The 18,327-nt window shown below is 25.9% G+C and carries 14 protein-coding genes and 1 CRISPR repeat array; of the genes, 10 read left to right on the top strand and 4 right to left on the bottom strand.

What is annotated here, in order from left to right; genetic code table 11:
- Nucleotides 1-368: 368 nt before the first annotated feature.
- From ACZ5B9_RS03715 to ACZ5B9_RS03670, 10 genes are all read left to right on the top strand, one after another.
- On the top strand, nt 369-785 hold the full coding sequence (locus ACZ5B9_RS03715; RefSeq protein ID WP_315289501.1) for a type II toxin-antitoxin system HicB family antitoxin: 417 nt from the start codon (nt 369-371) through the stop codon (nt 783-785).
- A 29-nt stretch (nt 786-814) separates the two neighbouring features.
- On the top strand, nt 815-4,321 hold the full coding sequence (cas13a, locus tag ACZ5B9_RS03710) for a type VI-A CRISPR-associated RNA-guided ribonuclease Cas13a (protein WP_464423416.1): 3,507 nt from the start codon (nt 815-817) through the stop codon (nt 4,319-4,321).
- A 256-nt stretch (nt 4,322-4,577) separates the two neighbouring features.
- Nucleotides 4,578-4,953: direct repeats of the CRISPR family, unit length 36 nt; unit sequence GATTTAGAGTACCCCAAAAATGAAGGGGACTAAAAC.
- A 309-nt stretch (nt 4,954-5,262) separates the two neighbouring features.
- Nucleotides 5,263-8,133 (top strand): PD-(D/E)XK nuclease family protein, encoded by a 2,871-nt coding sequence (locus ACZ5B9_RS03705; RefSeq protein ID WP_464423415.1) that lies wholly within the window; start codon nt 5,263-5,265, stop codon nt 8,131-8,133.
- Nucleotides 8,123-11,272, top strand: a complete 3,150-nt coding sequence (locus ACZ5B9_RS03700; protein ID WP_464423414.1) for a UvrD-helicase domain-containing protein — start codon at nt 8,123-8,125, stop codon at nt 11,270-11,272. Before ACZ5B9_RS03705 ends, ACZ5B9_RS03700 begins: the two co-directional genes overlap by 11 nt.
- Nucleotides 11,273-11,365: 93 nt before the next feature.
- Entirely contained in the window at nt 11,366-12,286 is a 921-nt protein-coding gene (locus ACZ5B9_RS03695) for a manganese-dependent inorganic pyrophosphatase (protein ID WP_464423413.1), read from the top strand.
- Nucleotides 12,287-12,318: 32 nt separating this feature from the next.
- The gene (locus tag ACZ5B9_RS03690; protein ID WP_464423412.1) at nt 12,319-12,678 is read left to right on the top strand and encodes a hypothetical protein; all 360 of its coding nucleotides are present in this window, start codon (nt 12,319-12,321) and stop codon (nt 12,676-12,678) included.
- An 85-nt stretch (nt 12,679-12,763) separates the two neighbouring features.
- Nucleotides 12,764-13,399 carry a peptidylprolyl isomerase gene (locus ACZ5B9_RS03685; RefSeq protein WP_464423411.1) on the top strand — a complete coding sequence of 212 codons (636 nt, stop codon included), beginning with the start codon at nt 12,764-12,766 and terminating at the stop codon, nt 13,397-13,399.
- A 136-nt stretch (nt 13,400-13,535) separates the two neighbouring features.
- Nucleotides 13,536-14,276 (top strand): class I SAM-dependent methyltransferase, encoded by a 741-nt coding sequence (locus tag ACZ5B9_RS03680; RefSeq protein ID WP_464423410.1) that lies wholly within the window; start codon nt 13,536-13,538, stop codon nt 14,274-14,276.
- A gap of 46 nt (nt 14,277-14,322) precedes the next feature.
- Nucleotides 14,323-14,691: an AtpZ/AtpI family protein gene (locus tag ACZ5B9_RS03675; RefSeq protein ID WP_314291715.1), complete on the top strand. Its 369-nt coding sequence runs from the start codon at nt 14,323-14,325 to the stop codon at nt 14,689-14,691.
- Between the two features lie 42 nt (nt 14,692-14,733).
- Nucleotides 14,734-15,135, top strand: a complete 402-nt coding sequence (locus tag ACZ5B9_RS03670; RefSeq protein WP_464423409.1) for a hypothetical protein — start codon at nt 14,734-14,736, stop codon at nt 15,133-15,135.
- Nucleotides 15,136-15,141: 6 nt separating this feature from the next.
- On the opposite strand, the gene cbiB is transcribed toward ACZ5B9_RS03670, so the two are convergent.
- Genes cbiB through ACZ5B9_RS03650 form a run of 4 tightly spaced genes read right to left on the bottom strand, consistent with a single transcriptional unit; the run spans nt 15,142 to nt 18,285 of the window.
- Nucleotides 15,142-16,146 (bottom strand): adenosylcobinamide-phosphate synthase CbiB, encoded by a 1,005-nt coding sequence (gene cbiB, locus ACZ5B9_RS03665; RefSeq protein WP_464423408.1) that lies wholly within the window; start codon nt 16,144-16,146, stop codon nt 15,142-15,144.
- Nucleotides 16,147-16,180: 34 nt separating this feature from the next.
- A complete protein-coding gene (locus ACZ5B9_RS03660; protein WP_026749347.1) occupies nt 16,181-16,741 on the bottom strand; it encodes a hypothetical protein in 561 nt (186 codons plus the stop codon).
- Between the two features lie 30 nt (nt 16,742-16,771).
- Complete coding sequence (locus ACZ5B9_RS03655) at nt 16,772-17,551, bottom strand: purine nucleoside phosphorylase YfiH/LACC1 family protein (protein ID WP_464423407.1); 780 nt, start codon at nt 17,549-17,551, stop codon at nt 16,772-16,774.
- Between the two features lie 23 nt (nt 17,552-17,574).
- Nucleotides 17,575-18,285, bottom strand: a complete 711-nt coding sequence (locus ACZ5B9_RS03650) for a hypothetical protein (RefSeq protein ID WP_464423406.1) — start codon at nt 18,283-18,285, stop codon at nt 17,575-17,577.
- Nucleotides 18,286-18,327 lie beyond the last annotated feature (42 nt).

Below are 18,327 nucleotides of genomic sequence, written 5' to 3'. Positions count from 1 at the left end.
TCGATTTAGAGCACCCCAAAAGTGAAGGGGACTAAAACTAAATTACTTTTTAAAACCTGTTCTATAATAAGGATTTAGAGCACCCCAAAAATGAAGGGGACTAAAACGAAATAGATAGCACGATTAAATTAACACTTTTGATTTAGAGCACCCCAAAAGTAAGGAAAATTTGTAATTAGGTAAGAAATATTAAAAAAATAAAGAAATTAAATGAAAAATTGTACAAGTAAAAAAGAATCACTAACAATGAGTGATTAAGGAATATAAAAATTTGAAATAATTGTTTTGTTTTAGCAGAGATGCTAAAAAATTTTATAAATATTTTTAAATACGTGTTTAACACGTGATATAGATTGGAGATAATTAAAATGGATGTATTTTATCCAGCAGTGATAACTAAGGAAGATGGAATTTATTATAGTTGTCTTGTTGATTTTGATAAGTTTGAAGATGGAAGTATAAATTATTATGCTACATTTGGAGATAATATGGAGAAAGCTGTTTCTAATTTAAGGGAAACATTGGGATTGCATCTGGCTGATTTGCTGGATGTAAGAAAAAATTTTCCTGAACCTTCAAGAGTAGAAGATATAAAATTGAAAGAAAATCAGTATTTGTATATTATTTCTGTTGATCCAGTGTATGAAGTGGCAAAAGTTACAAATGCACTTAAAAAGAAAACTTTAACAATTCCTGTTTGGTTAGATATATTGGCACAGGAAAAAAATCTGAATTTTTCACAAATTTTACAAAAAGCATTGAAAAAAGAATTAGGTATTGAGTAATAAAGAAAATATTAGGAGGTTTTTTGTATATGAAAATCACAAAAATTGATGGAATTTCACATAAAAAATATATTAAAGAAGGAAAATTGGTAAAAAGTACGAGTGAAGAAAATAAGACTGATGAGAGATTGTCAGAACTTTTAACTATAAGACTTGATACATATATAAAAAATCCTGATAATGCAAGTGAAAAAGAAAATAGAATAAGAAGAGAAAATTTAAAAGAATTTTTTTCAAATAAAGTACTGTATTTAAAAGATGGTATTCTGTATTTAAAGGATAGGAGAGAAAAAAATCAATTACAGAATAAAAATTATTCTGAAGAAGATATTTCAGAATATGATTTAAAAAATAAAAATAGTTTTTTGGTTTTAAAAAAAATACTGTTAAATGGAGATATAAATTCTGAAGAATTAGAAATATTTAGAAACGATTTTGAAAAAAAATTGGATAAGATAAATTCTTTAAAATATTCACTTGAAGAAAATAAAGCTAATTATCAAAAGATTAATGAAAATAATATAAAAAAAGTTGAAGGAAAAAGCAAAAGAAATATTTTTTACAATTATTACAAAGACTCAGCAAAACGTAATGATTATATAAATAATATACAAGAAGCATTTGATAAATTATACAAAAAAGAAGATATTGAGAATTTATTTTTTTTAATAGAAAATTCAAAAAAACATGAAAAATATAAAATAAGGGAATGCTATCACAAAATAATTGAAAGAAAAAATGATAAAGAAAATTTTGCAACAATTATTTATGAAGAAATACAGAATGTAAATAACATGAAAGAATTAATTGAGAAAGTTCCAAATGTAAGTGAATTGAAAAAATCTCAAGTATTTTATAAATATTATTTGAATAAAGAGAAACTTAATGATGAAAATATAAAATATGTTTTTTGTCATTTTGTAGAAATTGAAATGAGTAAACTTCTGAAAAATTATGTGTATAAAAAACCAAGTAATATAAGTAATGATAAAGTGAAAAGAATATTTGAATATCAGAGTTTAAAAAAATTAATAGAAAATAAATTACTAAATAAATTGGATACTTATGTAAGAAATTGTGGAAAATACAGTTTTTATTTACAGGATGGAGAAATTGCGACAAGTAATTTTATTGTTGGGAATAGACAAAATGAAGCATTTTTGCGAAATATAATTGGGGTTTCTTCTACTGCATATTTTTCATTGAGAAATATTCTTGAAACTGAAAATGAGAATGATATTACAGGCAGAATTAAAGGAAAGACTGTAAAAAATAATAAGGGCGAAGAAAAATATATTTCTGGAGAAATTGATAAATTATATGATAATAATAAACAAAATGAAGTGAAGAAAAATTTAAAAATGTTCTATAGTTATGATTTTAATATGAATAGCAAAAAGGAAATTGAAGATTTTTTTTCAAATATTGATGAAGCTATTAGCAGTATTAGACATGGGATTGTGCATTTTAATTTGGAATTAGAAGGGAAAGATATATTTACATTTAAAAATATAGTTCCTTCTCAAATTTCAAAAAAAATGTTTCACGATGAAATAAATGAGAAAAAATTGAAATTGAAGATATTTAAGCAGTTAAATAGTGCAAATGTATTTAGATATTTGGAAAAATATAAAATATTAAATTATTTAAATAGAACACGATTTGAGTTTGTTAATAAAAATATTCCTTTTGTTCCATCGTTTACAAAATTGTATAGTAGAATAGATGATTTGAAAAATAGTTTATGTATTTATTGGAAAATTCCGAAAGCAAATGATAATAATAAAACTAAAGAAATTACAGATGCTCAGATATATCTTTTAAAAAATATTTATTATGGTGAATTTTTAAATTATTTTATGAGCAATAATGGGAATTTTTTTGAGATAATCAAAGAAATAATTGAGTTAAATAAAAATGATAAAAGAAATTTAAAAACTGGATTTTATAAACTGCAAAAATTTGAAAATCTTCAAGAAAAAACTCCTAAAGAATATCTTGCAAATATACAAAGCTTTTATATGATTGATGCTGGAAATAAGGATGAAGAGGAAAAAGACGCATATATTGACTTTATACAAAAAATATTTTTAAAAGGATTTATGACTTACTTAGCAAATAACGGAAGGTTAAGCCTTATGTACATTGGAAACGATGAGCAAATAAATACTTCTTTAGCAGGAAAAAAACAAGAGTTTGATAAATTCTTGAAAAAATATGAACAAAATAATAATATTGAAATTCCACATGAAATAAATGAATTTGTAAGAGAGATAAAATTAGGAAAGATATTAAAATACACTGAAAGTTTGAATATGTTTTATCTAATTTTAAAATTACTTAATCATAAAGAATTGACTAATTTGAAAGGAAGTCTTGAAAAATATCAGAGTGCAAATAAAGAAGAAGCTTTTTCAGATCAACTTGAACTTATAAATCTTTTAAACTTAGATAATAATAGAGTAACAGAAGATTTTGAATTAGAAGCGGATGAAATTGGGAAGTTTTTAGATTTTAATGGAAATAAGGTAAAAGATAATAAAGAATTGAAGAAATTTGACACAAATAAAATATATTTTGATGGAGAAAATATTATAAAGCATAGAGCTTTTTATAATATAAAAAAATATGGGATGTTAAATTTACTTGAGAAAATATCTGATGAGGCAAAGTATAAAATAAGTATTGAAGAATTAAAAAATTACAGTAAGAAAAAAAATGAAATAGAAGAAAATCATACAACCCAGGAAAATTTACATAGAAAATATGCAAGACCTAGAAAAGATGAAAAATTTACTGATGAAGATTATAAAAAATATGAAAAGGCAATCAGAAATATACAGCAATATACTCATTTGAAAAATAAAGTTGAATTTAATGAATTAAATTTATTGCAAAGTTTACTATTAAGAATACTTCATAGGCTTGTAGGATATACTTCAATTTGGGAAAGGGATCTAAGATTTAGATTGAAAGGTGAATTTCCTGAAAATCAGTATATTGAAGAAATATTTAATTTTGATAATAGCAAGAATGTAAAATATAAAAATGGACAGATTGTTGAAAAGTATATAAGTTTTTATAAAGAATTATATAAAGACGATACAGAAAAAATAAGTATCTATTCTGATAAAAAAGTAAAAGAATTAAAAAAAGAGAAAAAAGATTTGTATATAAGAAATTATATAGCACATTTTAACTATATTCCGAATGCTGAAATTTCACTTTTAGAAATGTTGGAAAATCTAAGAAAACTACTTTCTTATGACAGAAAACTTAAAAATGCAATTATGAAATCAATAGTGGATATATTGAAAGAATATGGTTTTGTGGTAACATTTAAGATAGAAAAGGATAAAAAGATAAGAATAGAAAGTTTAAAATCAGAAGAAGTTGTACATTTGAAAAAACTGAAACTAAAAGATAATGATAAAAAGAAAGAACCGATAAAAACCTATAGAAATTCAAAAGAATTGTGTAAACTTGTGAAAGTTATGTTTGAGTATAAAATGAAAGAAAAAAAATCTGAAAACTAAAAAATGTAAAGTAATTTAACTCAAAAAAGAAAATCATATCTGGAGAAATAAGTATCAGAGAAAAAATCATAAGAAAAGAAGCAAAAATTTTGGAATATTAGTTTGCATTATCAAAAAAATATGATAAAATAAATCAGCGGGGTAATCTAAATCGCTAGAGTGTGTCTGGAAACTATTAAAATACATTTAATTTTTTCAGGCACACTCTAAATAAACAAGTAAATAAAATATAAAATATTATCCCATAATTCGATGGGATTTAGAGTACCCCAAAAATGAAGGGGACTAAAACTTAGTTACTCCATCTTCGAATTTAATATTAGTGATTTAGAGTACCCCAAAAATGAAGGGGACTAAAACTTATTATGTGTTGGTATTACTGCTGTATTAACGATTTAGAGTACCCCAAAAATGAAGGGGACTAAAACATAATTATAATTTTTAGTAATACATTGTTGTGATTTAGAGTACCCCAAAAATGAAGGGGACTAAAACTTTCTGTATATTCATTACGGTCTTCTCCATATCGATTTAGAGTACCCCAAAAATGAAGGGGACTAAAACTCTATCGTTTCAACAGTTGAAATTGTACAAAGGATTTAGAGTACCCCAAAAATGAAAAGTACTGAAATATATATAGGTTTCTAAATTTAATGTTGTTTAAATTCGTTAACAAAATAAAAATATTGATTTTAATAAAGAGCTGTAAAGCTCTTTTTTGTTTATCTATTCAACAAAAAATTTTTTAAATAAATACTTTCGACTTATTTAATAAGTGTTACAATAGTTTTGTAATTTATAAGTTGCACAATAAAAAACAAATATAGGAGTTTATAGAAATTGATTTTTTAACTTTTTAGATGATTTTGGTATACTTTTACAATTTTTTAGAAAAAATGTTATAATAATAATAAATCTTCAATTTAAGGAGAAAGAATATTATGAAAATTAGTTATAAAGGGATTGGCTCTGATTTAAAGAATATATTGTTTAAAGAGTTTGAAAAGAATGAAAATACACTTTTTGTATTTGAAAATTCGGCTTCGTTTTTTGAGATAAAGAGAGAATTTTTACAGAATGAGGAAATACAGCAGGAATTAGGGATTTTTCAGAATTTTAAGATGATGAATAGTTATGATTTTTATGAGAATGTCTTTGTTACTGATAAAATTGTGGTAAAAGAAGAGAAACAGGTTGTGCTGTTTTACAATGCTTTGACTGAGAAGTTAAAAAAGGATATGAAGGTTAATAATTATTATGATATTATTGATGTTGCCTATAATTACTACAATTTATTTGCAGAATTGCAGGAATATAAGATTGATCTGGAAAAAATTGAGCTGGAGAAATGGCAAGTTGAAACTTTTGGAACTTTGGTTGAGATTGATAATGAGATTAAAAAAGTTGTGCAGCAGAAAGGGCTTATTTTGCCATATATGCTTAGAAATGTGGAAAATATTTCGGAGAATTTTTTGAAGAAGTTTTCTAAAATTTGCTTTGTGAATAAAGTTAAACTTACTCCATTTGAAAAGGATTTAATTGGAGAAATTGAAAATAGAGGGATTGCTGTAGAAAATATTTTGCAGCTTTCGGAAAATAATTTTAATGAGGAAAAGTTGAAAATAAAGGACAGTTTTTCATTGCCCGCAAGAGAGATTTTTGAGTCAAAAAATATAAATGTGGAAATTCATGAATTTAGCAGTAAATTTGGAGAATTATTAGGATTAGTGAAAAAATTAGAACAAGTTGAGAAGGATAGCAAAAAGGCAAGTAAGAAAAATGAAGATGCGAGAGAAAATTATAGAATTTTTGAGGCTGAGGAAAATTCTGAAGAGGTCAAAAGTGACTATCAGCTTTTAAAACAGAAAAAAATTTCTTCAAATTTAGAAATAACTATGAAAGATACGAAAATATACAAAATACTGAATTTAATTTACAATTTGCTAGACAATCTGAGGGAAATTGACAGAAAAGACAAGGAAAAACTGTTTCTGTTTAGAACGAAAGATTTTTATGACGCATACAAATCTAATGATTTACTTAATATTTTTAATTTGAAAGAAAGCTATCAGATTTTTCAAGATTTGGTTTCAAAAGATTATAAATACATTTCACGAGAGGAATTGGAACGAATTAATCAAGAAGATTTGAAAAAATTGGAAAAAGAAACTCAAAAAGCGAAATTTAAAGAAATTTATAAGCAAAGAATGACTGCTATCAGTAAAATTATTGAATTTGTCAAAGAGCTGGAAAAGATTTATGAATACACGACATTGGCGGAATATAGCGATTATTTGGAAAAAATCTATCTAAATAATGAAAGGAAAGTAAAAGAAGATAAAAATGTGAAAGATAAATACTTTGAGGCTTTATCTGAAATGCTCGTGTTAGAAGATTTTAGCTTTGATAATTTGTGGGATAAATTTTTTAGTCAAAATATTTCAGCTAATTTATTAAAACTATTTTTGAAATATTTGGATAAAAAATCGATTGGACTGAATTTGGAGGACAGTGCAGAAGAAGATTTGGAAAACAGATTTGCAATAAACTCATTTGAAAATATTTCAGAAACAACCAAGGAAAATATAATTATTTTAAATTTACAGGATTCATTTCCAAAAATAAAAATGAATAATTTTTTATTCTCAAAAATTCAACGTGCAAAAATGGGACTTCCAACAAGTGATGACAAGAAGCTGATTGGAATGTTTAAAATTTACCAAAACATACTTAGTGCAAAAAATGTATATTTAGCCTATATTAAAGACTTGGAAAATAATATTGATTCAGCAAGTGTTATCGAGGAATTGAAACTGAAGTATGGAATTGGAGTTATAAAAGGTGAAATAAGCGAGGCTGAAGAACTTTATTTTGTAAAAAAATATTTTTTAAAAGATAGAAAAGAAAAATGGGAAAAAAGGGAAATTGGAGATTTTATTCCGTCAAAACTGGAAAAAGATCTTAATAAAATAAAAAATGAAAAATTGAAATTGGGGTATTATTCATTTCAAGAAATGAGAGATTGTGAGTACGGATATTATCTGAAAAAATCGATTGGAGAGCAAGAAGTTGAAGAGATTGAAGATGAAATAAATGTTAAAATATTTGGAACAATAATTCACTCTTTTTATGAAAATGTCGTTATGAAAAACAAAGCAGACTTCGAGAATAAAACTTTCAAAATTGATAGAAACCAGCTGGCAGAAATTTTGGAAAAAGTGCTAAATTCATTTGATTATAAAGTTCCTAAAGAATATTTGGAGTTTTATAAAAAAGTGCCGTTTGAGGAAATTTTAAAATCAGCAGAAAAATATTTTGATGAATTAATTAAGAAACTAGAAACAGAAAACGATATTGAAATTTACTTTGAGGAAAGAATAAAATTATCTTCAGAAAAAGAACTGTTTGAAAATGTGTCTATTAATGGAGTTACAGATTTGCATATAAAAACGAGTAATAAAAATTACTTATTTGATTATAAGTCAGGGAAATTGAGAGATGGACAAAAGGGTTATAAAACTGATAAAGTTTATAAAGCAATGGAACAGCTGGATTACTATTCATTAATGCTGGAAAATGACAATAATGAAAATATTGAAAAAATTATTGTAGATACTTGGGAAGGTAAGTTAGTGACAGACGAGAGAACGCATGATAAAATACTAACTTCAAAAGATGTTGAAGAAGTGATTTATAAATATCGAAATGAAGAGTTTTATGATTTAGGTAATATCAAAAACCAAAAAAATTATCTTTACAAAGAATACATAAATATTTGTAGAGGGGAGGATGAATTAAGCGATGATGAATAATATAATTTTGAAAGCTAGTGCAGGAACTGGAAAAACATACAGACTATCGCTAGAGTTTATAGCTAATCTGATACGAGGTGTTAATTACAAAAACATAGTTGTAATGACTTTTACAAAAAAAGCTACAGCTGAAATTAAAGAGAGAATTTTTGATTTTTTATATCAAATCGCTTTTGATAAAGGAAATGGAGCAGAATTAGAAAAAAATTTAAAAGAAATTTATAAATTTGATAATTTGAATAAAAAAGAATTACAAAATATTTATTTTGAAATGATAAAAAATAAAGAGGACATTCGGATTTCTACCATTGACCGTTTTACTAACCAAATCTTTAAAAATGCGATAGCACCGTATTTTAATATTTACAATTATGAGATTTTTGAGAAGGAAACAGATGAATTTTATTCAAAAGTTTTGATAAAAATAATTGAAAATGAAGAAATTTTTCAAAAATTCAAATTTATTTTTGATGAAAAAAAAGAGAAAAAAAATATCGCAGTCTATATAAAAATTATTGAAGAAATATTGGAAATGCATCCAAAATTTGTTTTGGCAGGAGATTTTAAGATGCCAGAGAATAAGAAAATATCATATAGATTTATAGATGAATTAGATGGGATATTTAAAAAAATTGAAGAAATTTCCGATAAAAAGGGTAAAGATGTAGAAGAAGTTTTAACAGAGCCATTTCATAGTCTTTACAAGAAATATAGTATTTTAATAAAAGATGAAAGTAAAAATGAAAATCAGAAAATAAAAGCAAAATTGGAATTAGTTGCTCCAAAAGTAGATTTATTTTTTGAAAAGAAAATTTGGAATGGAAATTATACTAAAGGAGCAAAAAATCAAGATGATAGAGAAGAATTGGAGGAAAGTTCTGAAAATTTAAAAGAAAAATTGTCTGAATATATTTTTGTAAGCAAAGTACTGCCATTAGACAAAAAATTAAAAACTATCGCTCAAATCATATTTAATATTGCTCAAAAAATCAAAATTTCTTCAAAAAGATTTACTTACAATGATATTTTGGTGTACACGTATGAATTTATTTTCAATAAAGAACTAAAATTTGTGGAAAATGATAAAGTTACAGAAGAATTTCTTGAATTAATCGGCGGGAAAATAGACACAATCATGATTGATGAATTTCAAGATACGAGCATTTTGCAGTGGAAAATTTTGAAATTAATGATGAATACTTCGGAAAATATTATTTGTGTTGGTGATGAAAAACAGAGCATTTATAATTGGCGTGGTGGAGAAAAGGAATTATTTGAAAAATTAGAAACAATGATTCAAGGAAATGTTCAAACTCTGGATAAATCGTATAGAAGTTACAAGCAAATTATCGAGAATGTTAATAAAATATTTAATGGCTATGATTCTAATTGGAATTATACAGATTCTGGCTATAGGGAAGATGAAGAGTATCAAAGAGGATATTTTGGATATTTTATTCAAGATACAAAGGAAGACAAAGAAAAAATTTATACAAAAATTATTGACATGATAAAAGATGGTCAAATAAAAAATCTGGGAAAGAGTGCAATTATCTGTCGTAAAAATATTCATTTAAAAGAAATTGCGACAGCGCTGAATGAGGCAAAAATTCCGTATACACTTGAAAGTAAGGCAACTATTTTGGAGTACAAGCCTATTGTTCCAATGTATCAGCTAATTAAATTTTTTGCATTTGATAATTTTAAATATTTGTTGGAATTTGTGAGAAGTGACTTAATTGGTGGATTAAATAGCCATGTAAAATATCTGCTAGAAAATAAAAATGAGATTATGAAGTATATTGCCGGAAATTCTAAAATAAATAGCTTTGAAGAGTTTATTAATATTCAAAAAGATGATGAGATAAAAGAAAAACTTTTAGAATATAAAAAAATTAATACTTTAGAAAGAAATGGACTAATTTTTGAGGAAATTATCAATAAAATTAAGGATTTGAAAGTCTTGTCAATAAACTTAAATGATAAATATCAAAAAGAAAATTTTTCAAGAAAACTTGTTGAGAAATTTGAAATAACAAAATTTTATTCAACAAACAGTGATTTAAAAAACATTTTTATATTTTTTAACATTTTGAAAAAATACAGTAATTTATATGAATTTATAACATTTGCCGAAGAAGAAAAGGAAAATTTGAAACAGGTTAGCAGCAAGGATATAAATGCGATAAATTTACTGACGATTCATGCTTCAAAAGGATTAGAATTTGATACGGTATTTTATTATAAAAGAGAAACAAATAAGGGGCGTACAGATAAAGATAATTTTAAAAGCTATTTAGATTTTGATGAAAAATTTAATATTGTAAAAAAATTTATTGTGCTGTTTACAGATTATAATAAAAAAATGTTTGAGAATGAATTGAGTGAAATGAGAGATAATAATTCTCAAAAAGAAATAATGGAAGAAATTAACAATGATTATGTTGCATTGACTCGTGCTAAAAAAAATCTGATATTATTGTTTGACGCTGAAATAACAAAAGACAAACGATATGCTGATTCTTTAGTGAAAAGAGTGATTGATGTTTATGAAGATGAAAACAGATATGAAATAGGTGAAATTGTAGAATCGGAAATTCCTGAAGAAACAACAGATACTTCAGATGTAAAAGTGAGCAATAATTTATTTGAAACGTATTTTGATGATGATAAATTTGTTGTAAAAAAATCTTCAAATACATTGGAAAATGAGTTTAAACGTAAAAAAGGGCTTGCAATGCACTATTACTTTGAACACATTTCAAATAATTTGGAAAATGATAAATTAATTGCAAAATCTGCACTTTTGAGCCGATATGGAAATATGCTTGGGAAAAAGATTGTAGAAGAATTAATTGTCCGAATGGAAAAATTTATTGAAAAAAATAAAGATATTTATAATGAGAAATACAAAGTTTACACGGAATTTGAAATTTATGATTCTGAAGGGAAAAAACGTATCATTGATAGAATTAATATTGATGAGGAAAATAAGAAAATCTATATTTATGATTACAAGACTGGATTTGAGCCTGAAACGAATGAGAAGTATCAGGAACAGATTAATGAGTATAGGGATATTTTAAGCGAAAAAGTTTCAGCAGATTATGAAATTGATGCTCAATTGTTAGAAGTTTAAAGTGATTTTTGAAAAAAACGGATTTTTCTATTTCAAAAATAAGATTAATAGGTTATAATAATATGAGATGATTAAAATTTAGGAGGAAAAAATATGTCAATATTAGTTTTTGGACACAAAAATCCAGATACAGATACAATTTGTTCAGCGATTGCTTATATGGAACTGAAAAATAAATTGGGAAAAGATGTTAAGGCTGTAAGACTTGGAGAAATTAATGAAGAAACAAAGTATGCTTTGAACTATTTTAAAGTTGAAAAGCCTGAATTAGTGGAAAATGTGGCTGGAAAAGAAATAATACTGGTGGATCATAATGAAAGAACTCAAACTGCTGAAGGATTTGAAGAAGCAAAAGTTCTGGAACTAATTGATCATCACAGAATTTCAAACTTTAATGTGGATGAGCCTTTATATGCAAGATTAGAGCCTGTTGGATGTACTGCGACAATTATCTTAAAATTATTTAAGGAAAATAATCTTGTACCAAGTAAGGAAACTGCAGGACTTATGTTAAGTGCCATTATTTCAGATACATTGCTTTTCAAATCGCCAACTTGTACAGAATGTGATGTGAAGGCTGGTAAGGAACTGGCTGAAATCGCTGGAGTAAATGCGGATGACTATGGTCTTGAAATGTTAAAGGCTGGAACTGCTCTTGGAGATAAATCTGAAGCAGAACTGTTAAATATGGATATGAAAATCTTTGAAATTGATGGTTCAAAAATCGGTGTTGCACAAGTTAATACTGTAAATGAAGCAGAAGTTTTGGAAAGAAAAGAGAAACTGCTTTCTGAAATTGATAATATTATTACAAAAGAAGGATTAAAATTCTTTATGTTTGCAATCACAAATATTTTATCAAATGATTCTCTAGCTTTGGTTTCAGGAAATGGAAATGATATTATTGAAAAAGCATTTGGAGAAAAAGTTGACAGCAATTTAGTAACTTTGAAAGGTGTTGTTTCAAGAAAGAAACAAATTATTCCGCCATTGACAAAAGCAATTCAAGGGTAAATTTATAAAAATAAAAAATAAGGATTTGAAAAATGGCAATAGTAAAATTTAAGAAAAGAGAAGAATTAAAAATATTATTTGCAATAAAAATGCCTCCAATAATTTCTGAACTTTATAAGGAAGTTAGAAGTAAAAAGACAGCGAATGAAATAATAAGAAATTCTCTTAATATGAAAAAAAATCGTGTAATTAACACGCTAGAGCTTGTGGATGGCTTTGGAAACCAATTTTCTGTACTTGTTATTTATGATAATATTATGGAAGAAAAGGAGCTTTTAAAATACAATATGGAAATTGAAGATATTGATTTTAGAATTCTGGAATTTGATTTTAATGGCAAAATGGAAATTGAAGAAATGATAATGCACGTAAAACGATTGTACAATAAATAGTTATATAATTTGGTACAATTTATTTGAGTAATAAATTTTTATATTTTGACTAAAATTATAACTTAATGTAAAGCGAGGAATGTTTATGAAGAAAAAAATGGTAATATTGGTTAGTATTTTGATGTTGTTAATGGCAACTGTTGTAAATGCTAAAGGAAAAAAATCAAAAGAAGAAAAAAAATTTGAAAAGGCAATGCAAGGTTTTCAATTGGAAGCAGTAATAAAAACAACAAAAGGAGAGATTTCATTTTATCTATATCCTGAAGCTGCTCCTAAAAACGTTGCAAGCTTTGTATTTTTAGCAAAAAATGATTTCTACAATGGATTAACTTTCTTTAGAGTTGTTCCAAATGCACTTGTTCAAGGTGGGGATCCTTCTGGAAATGGAACTGGTACCGCTGGCTATTTTTTATCAGATGAATTTACAAAGTGGCTTACTTTTGATGTTGAAGGAATATTGGCAATGGCAAATTCAGGCCCAAATACAAACAGCAGCCAGTTTTTTATAACTATGCAAGCAATGCCAAACCTAAATGGAAAACACACAATTATCGGTGGAACGAAAAGTCGTGAAGATTTAAGCATATTAAGAACTTTACGACAAGATGATAAAATATTAAACATCGATATTAAAGGAAAAAAAGTTGATAAATTTCTGGATTATTTCCCAGAAGAAGTTATTGAATGGGAATCTAAACTACAAAAACCTGAAAATAAGTAAGCAAAAAAACTCTCAATTTATGGTTGGGAGTTTTTCTTTTTTTGTATTACTTGTAAAACTTGTAAACTTAGTTCACAACTCCCAGTAAAAATGATATAATATTACATAACTTAAATTAAAGAAATGAGGAAAACCAATGCATAAGGAATTTGCGGAAATTTACGATATTTTTATGAAACATGTAGATTACGATAAATGGTATGAATTTTTAAAAATGTTTATTAAAAAAAAAGGAACTGTCTTGGATTTGGGATGTGGAACTGGAGAATTTTTATGGCGGTTCTTGAAAGATGGATTTTCTGTAGTTGGAGTAGATTTATCCAAAAAAATGTTGGAAATATCTGAAAAAAAATTATTAAAAAACAATTTAGTAAATAATTACAAATTAGTAAAAAAAAATATTATAAATTATGATAATATAAATAAAAAGAATGAAATTCAACAAGTTGATTATATTATTTGTAATTTTGACACAGTAAATTATTTAAAAAATGAAAAAGAATTTTTAAAATTTATTGAAAAATGTAACCAAAATTTGAAAAAAGATGGTTATTTGATTTTTGATGCTGTGACGGAGGATATTTTTGAGGAAATATTTGAAAATGATATTTTTCTAGATGAAGAGCCGGAATATACAAGTATTTGGCGACATGAGCAATTAAGTGAAAATAAACATTTGATCGAAATTGATTTATTTATCCGTGAGAATGAAAATGATAATTTATTTAGAAAATATAACGAAGTTCAGCATAAATTTATTTATGAGCCTGAGTGGATTGTGGAAACTGTTCAAAATAATGGTTTTGAAATATTTGATACTGCTTCTAATCCTAAATTTGGAGAAAGTAGAATATTTTTTGTACTAAAAAAATTGTAATTATCGTTAAATCAAATTGATAAAAATTTAAAAAGGAAGTAATTTTATGGAACTTGAAAAGGAAAAGGAAAAAGAAACTTTAGAAAATGAAATAACTGAAGAAGACAAAATTGCACAACTAGAAGAAGAAAAGCGAAAACAGAGACTTTTTGAAATAGAAAAGAAGTTGGGTAGACATAACAACGAAAAAGAATTACAAAATAGAAAAAACAACAAATTAATGAAGTATTTTGCACTTGCAACAAATATGGTTTATATTCTAGCATTACCGATATTACTTATGTTAGGATTTTATTTGCTTTTGAAAAAATATCTTTTTAAAACCGATCAACCACTTGTTTTGATTATTTTCTTAATAATCGGAGCTATTTCTGGATACTGGTCGCTTATAAAACAAGTAAATAACATAAAATAACTAAAAATTTCAAAAATGATTTTAGAAAGGGAAAAAAGAAAAATGTTTGAAAAGATGCCAGAAGAAATAAAAAAAGCATATATCATTTCTATTTTTGCAATGATACTACTTTCTATTTTAGGAATAATTTTTAACTATGTCGAGCTTTATTTTGGGTACTTGATTGGTGCCATAATCTCTACTATAAATATAAATTTACTTGTGACTGGAGTACACAACATTTTATATTTTCAAGACAAGGGAAAATTGCGTGGAAATTTTGAATATTTGAAAAGAATGATAATATTTTGTGTGGGAATGTTTATTGTTGGAAAAGTAAGCCAGAAATATTTTGAAAATCACGTTTTAACAAATATTCTGGCAACTGGAATTGGAGCATTAAATTTTAAAATTTCGTATTTTTTATATCATTGGACTAAAAAATTATTTATACAAAAAAAATAATTTACTTTAAAATAGCATATTTACAAAAAAATATGTTACAAAATATGCAATTGAATTAAAAACACCATTAAACATGCCATTTATAATCAAATGTATTATAGAAAAACAGAATATTGCTACAAAACTTGTAACATACATCAATAATATATTTTTTTTAATATCTTCTAATCTAAATTCCTTTATCTTATCTCCTATTGTGGGCTTTTCCACTTCTTTTCCAAAATATGAAACTTTTCCACCAAACTGTACTCCCAATGCTCCTGCTACTGCACTTTCTGAATGTCCTGAATTTGGACTTGCGTGATTTTTCCTATCTCTTTTAAATATTTTCCATGCATTTTTGTAATTATATCTTAAAATATAACTTGCCGCTGTTATAAAAATACCTGAAATTCTTGCTGGAATAAAGTTTACCACATCGTCTAATTTTGCCGAAAATGTACCAAATTTTGCATATTTCTCATTTTTATATCCAACCATTGAATCAAGCGTATTTATCGCCTTATAGGCCATCGCAAGTGGAAGTCCACCCACAAACATATAAAACATCGGTGCAATAACGCCATCCACCATATTTTCAGAAATTGTTTCCATTGTACTTCTAATAATCATAACTTTATCCATCTTTTCAGTATCTCTTGAAACCAAATAAGACAATTTTTCCCTTGCTACTTTCAGATTTCCTAATTTTAAAATTTTATAAACTCTTTTTCCTTCACGAGCCAATGATTTTACCGAAAATACCGTATACATCAAATAAATTTCCAAAATTTCCAAAACTTTTACAATTTTTGTCAATTTCACAAATCCATACATTACTAAAAATGTACTTGCAACTACTAAAATACCTAAAACTGCTCCACCAATAAAGCTACCCTTTTTCCCGTATAATTTTTTCTCTAAAAATGTAATCATTTTACCAATAATCTGGACTGGATGTGTAATTTTCTCTGGATCCCCAAAAATCAAGTCCAAAATAAATGCAATCCATATTTTTATTAAAAAATTCATTATTTATCTCCTAATTTTATTTAAAATTATTTTCTTAATAAGCTATATCGTCTGTTGCTTTTGTCCCCATTTCTTCCATAACTTCTATCATTCCCGCATCATTTTCATCATTTTTATTCCAAAAATCTTTACTGTAAAAACGTTTCCATTCTCCATTTATTGTATCATAAACAATCAGATAAGCCATAAATTCTTCTTTATTTTCTGGACTATAAATATACATTCTATATTTATAATATTCTGGAGAATTACTGTATTCTAATTCTGTTAAGTTTTTCCAAGGGTATAGTTTGTTTATATCATTTTCAAATTTATCAATATAATTAGCAATTTCAATATATGTAAGATCTGCTTTACTTCCCCCTTTATTATAAACTAACCCGATTTCCAAAGAACTTACGTTTTCTTTGTCTACTGTTTCATATACCATTTTATTTTTTTCTATATCACAATAAATTTTATTTGTTAATTTTGCAGTTTTTACTAATTCTACCATTTTATTTGCATATCCTGTATTGTTTTCATACCAATTACAATTAGAAGAAAAACCTATTGTTCCCACTACTAAAAATATTAAAAATAAAACTTTTCTCATAATTTCATTTCCTTTCTTTTTTGTTTTTTTTTATTTAAAACTAATCATAGCCGTAGCCCTTCCAGCGTTTTTTCCTTCCCTTCTGTAAGAATGGAATTTTTCATCAAATGTACTTTCAGTTGCCACAATCAAATTTTCCTGTTTTATCCCAAGTTTGAGTGCCATAAGTTCATTAAATTTTGTATTGTCAAAATGATATTTTCCTGTTTTATCATTAAACCAAAATGATTTTTCCACAATTTCTCTGTTACTTTTCCCAAATTTTTCCACAAACTTATCATAAAATTCATTTCCAACTTCGTAGTCCTTCTGACCAATTCCAATTCCTAATGCCATTACTACATTCTCAACTTGCGTCCCATAATTTTTTTGCATTTCCAAAAGCCCTGACTCCATCATTTCCTTAAATGTCCCCGGCCATCCTGAATGCCATACTCCTATAACCTGATTTTCCTTATCATAGACAAAAATCGGCAAGCAATCCGCATAAAATGTAAAAATTGCAATGTCTTTCCTTTTTGTTAAAAATCCATCAATGTCTTCTTCTTTTTCATAATAATATTTTGTTGTATCCTCATCAATAATTTTCACATTGTTCGAATGTGTCTGAAAAGCCATTACTTCCTGTTTATCACATAAATTCAGTTCCTTTAACAACCTTTCACGATTATTTTTCTGTATTCCTTCTTTCTGATTTTCAATTGGGCAGTAATCAGACATATTTCCAGCGATTTTTTTTGTATAGACCGCTGTAATACCGTATTTTTGAAACTCTTCAATATAATAATAATTTTTCTTTTCTATAAACATAGTTATCTATCCTTCTATATTTTTTACATACTGTTCGCTAAATTTGAAAATATTGTTTCTACTGCTTTAATTTTTTCATCCAAATCTTTCATATGCCAAGTATTATTTACTTTATTCATATTTGAAGTTACAGTCATTTCTATATAATTTTCTTCTTTTTTAAATTCATCTTCTATAATTTCACTTATAGCATTCATAATTTTAGAAAAAACTTCTTTTTTATTCATTTTTTCCATTTGAGCCATCATATCTTCTGTATCTTTATATTTTAATTTTTGTGCAACAAGTTTAAGAAGTTCATATTCATTCTGAAATTTTGCAATATTTCCTTTACTACCGTCAAAAATTTTTACTTTTTGAGTAACCTGTGCTTCTTTGTCATTAAAAAATCTAATCTCTTCTATTTTACTTTGCTGATGCTCAATCCCTTTTTCCATCATACTAACTGCCATTTGCTTTAACATTTCAGCAGCAAAACTTTCATCTGTACCTTGAGTCGCTTTTTCTACCGTATTTTCTAAAAAACTTTTAGCCACTTCTTTTGTTTTACTTTTGTATTTCTCAGTATCAGCTTCAAACCCCTTTTTTACTTCTAAAGAATTCTTTTTCATTTTTTTCTCAGAAATTTTGTAACTTTCACTTTTTGTAACATTGTAGTCCAATTTAGGTTCAGGTCCGCACATTTGTACAGTTAATAATACTAATACTGTCATTAATAATTTTTTTATTTTCATAATATTTTATTTCCTTCCTGTTTTTTTATTACACTAAAATAA

It is taken from the genome of Leptotrichia sp. SK-5 (assembly GCF_055387215.1).
Note: the sequence above shows the minus strand (reverse complement) of the source record. Positions and strands in the feature narration are given on the sequence as shown.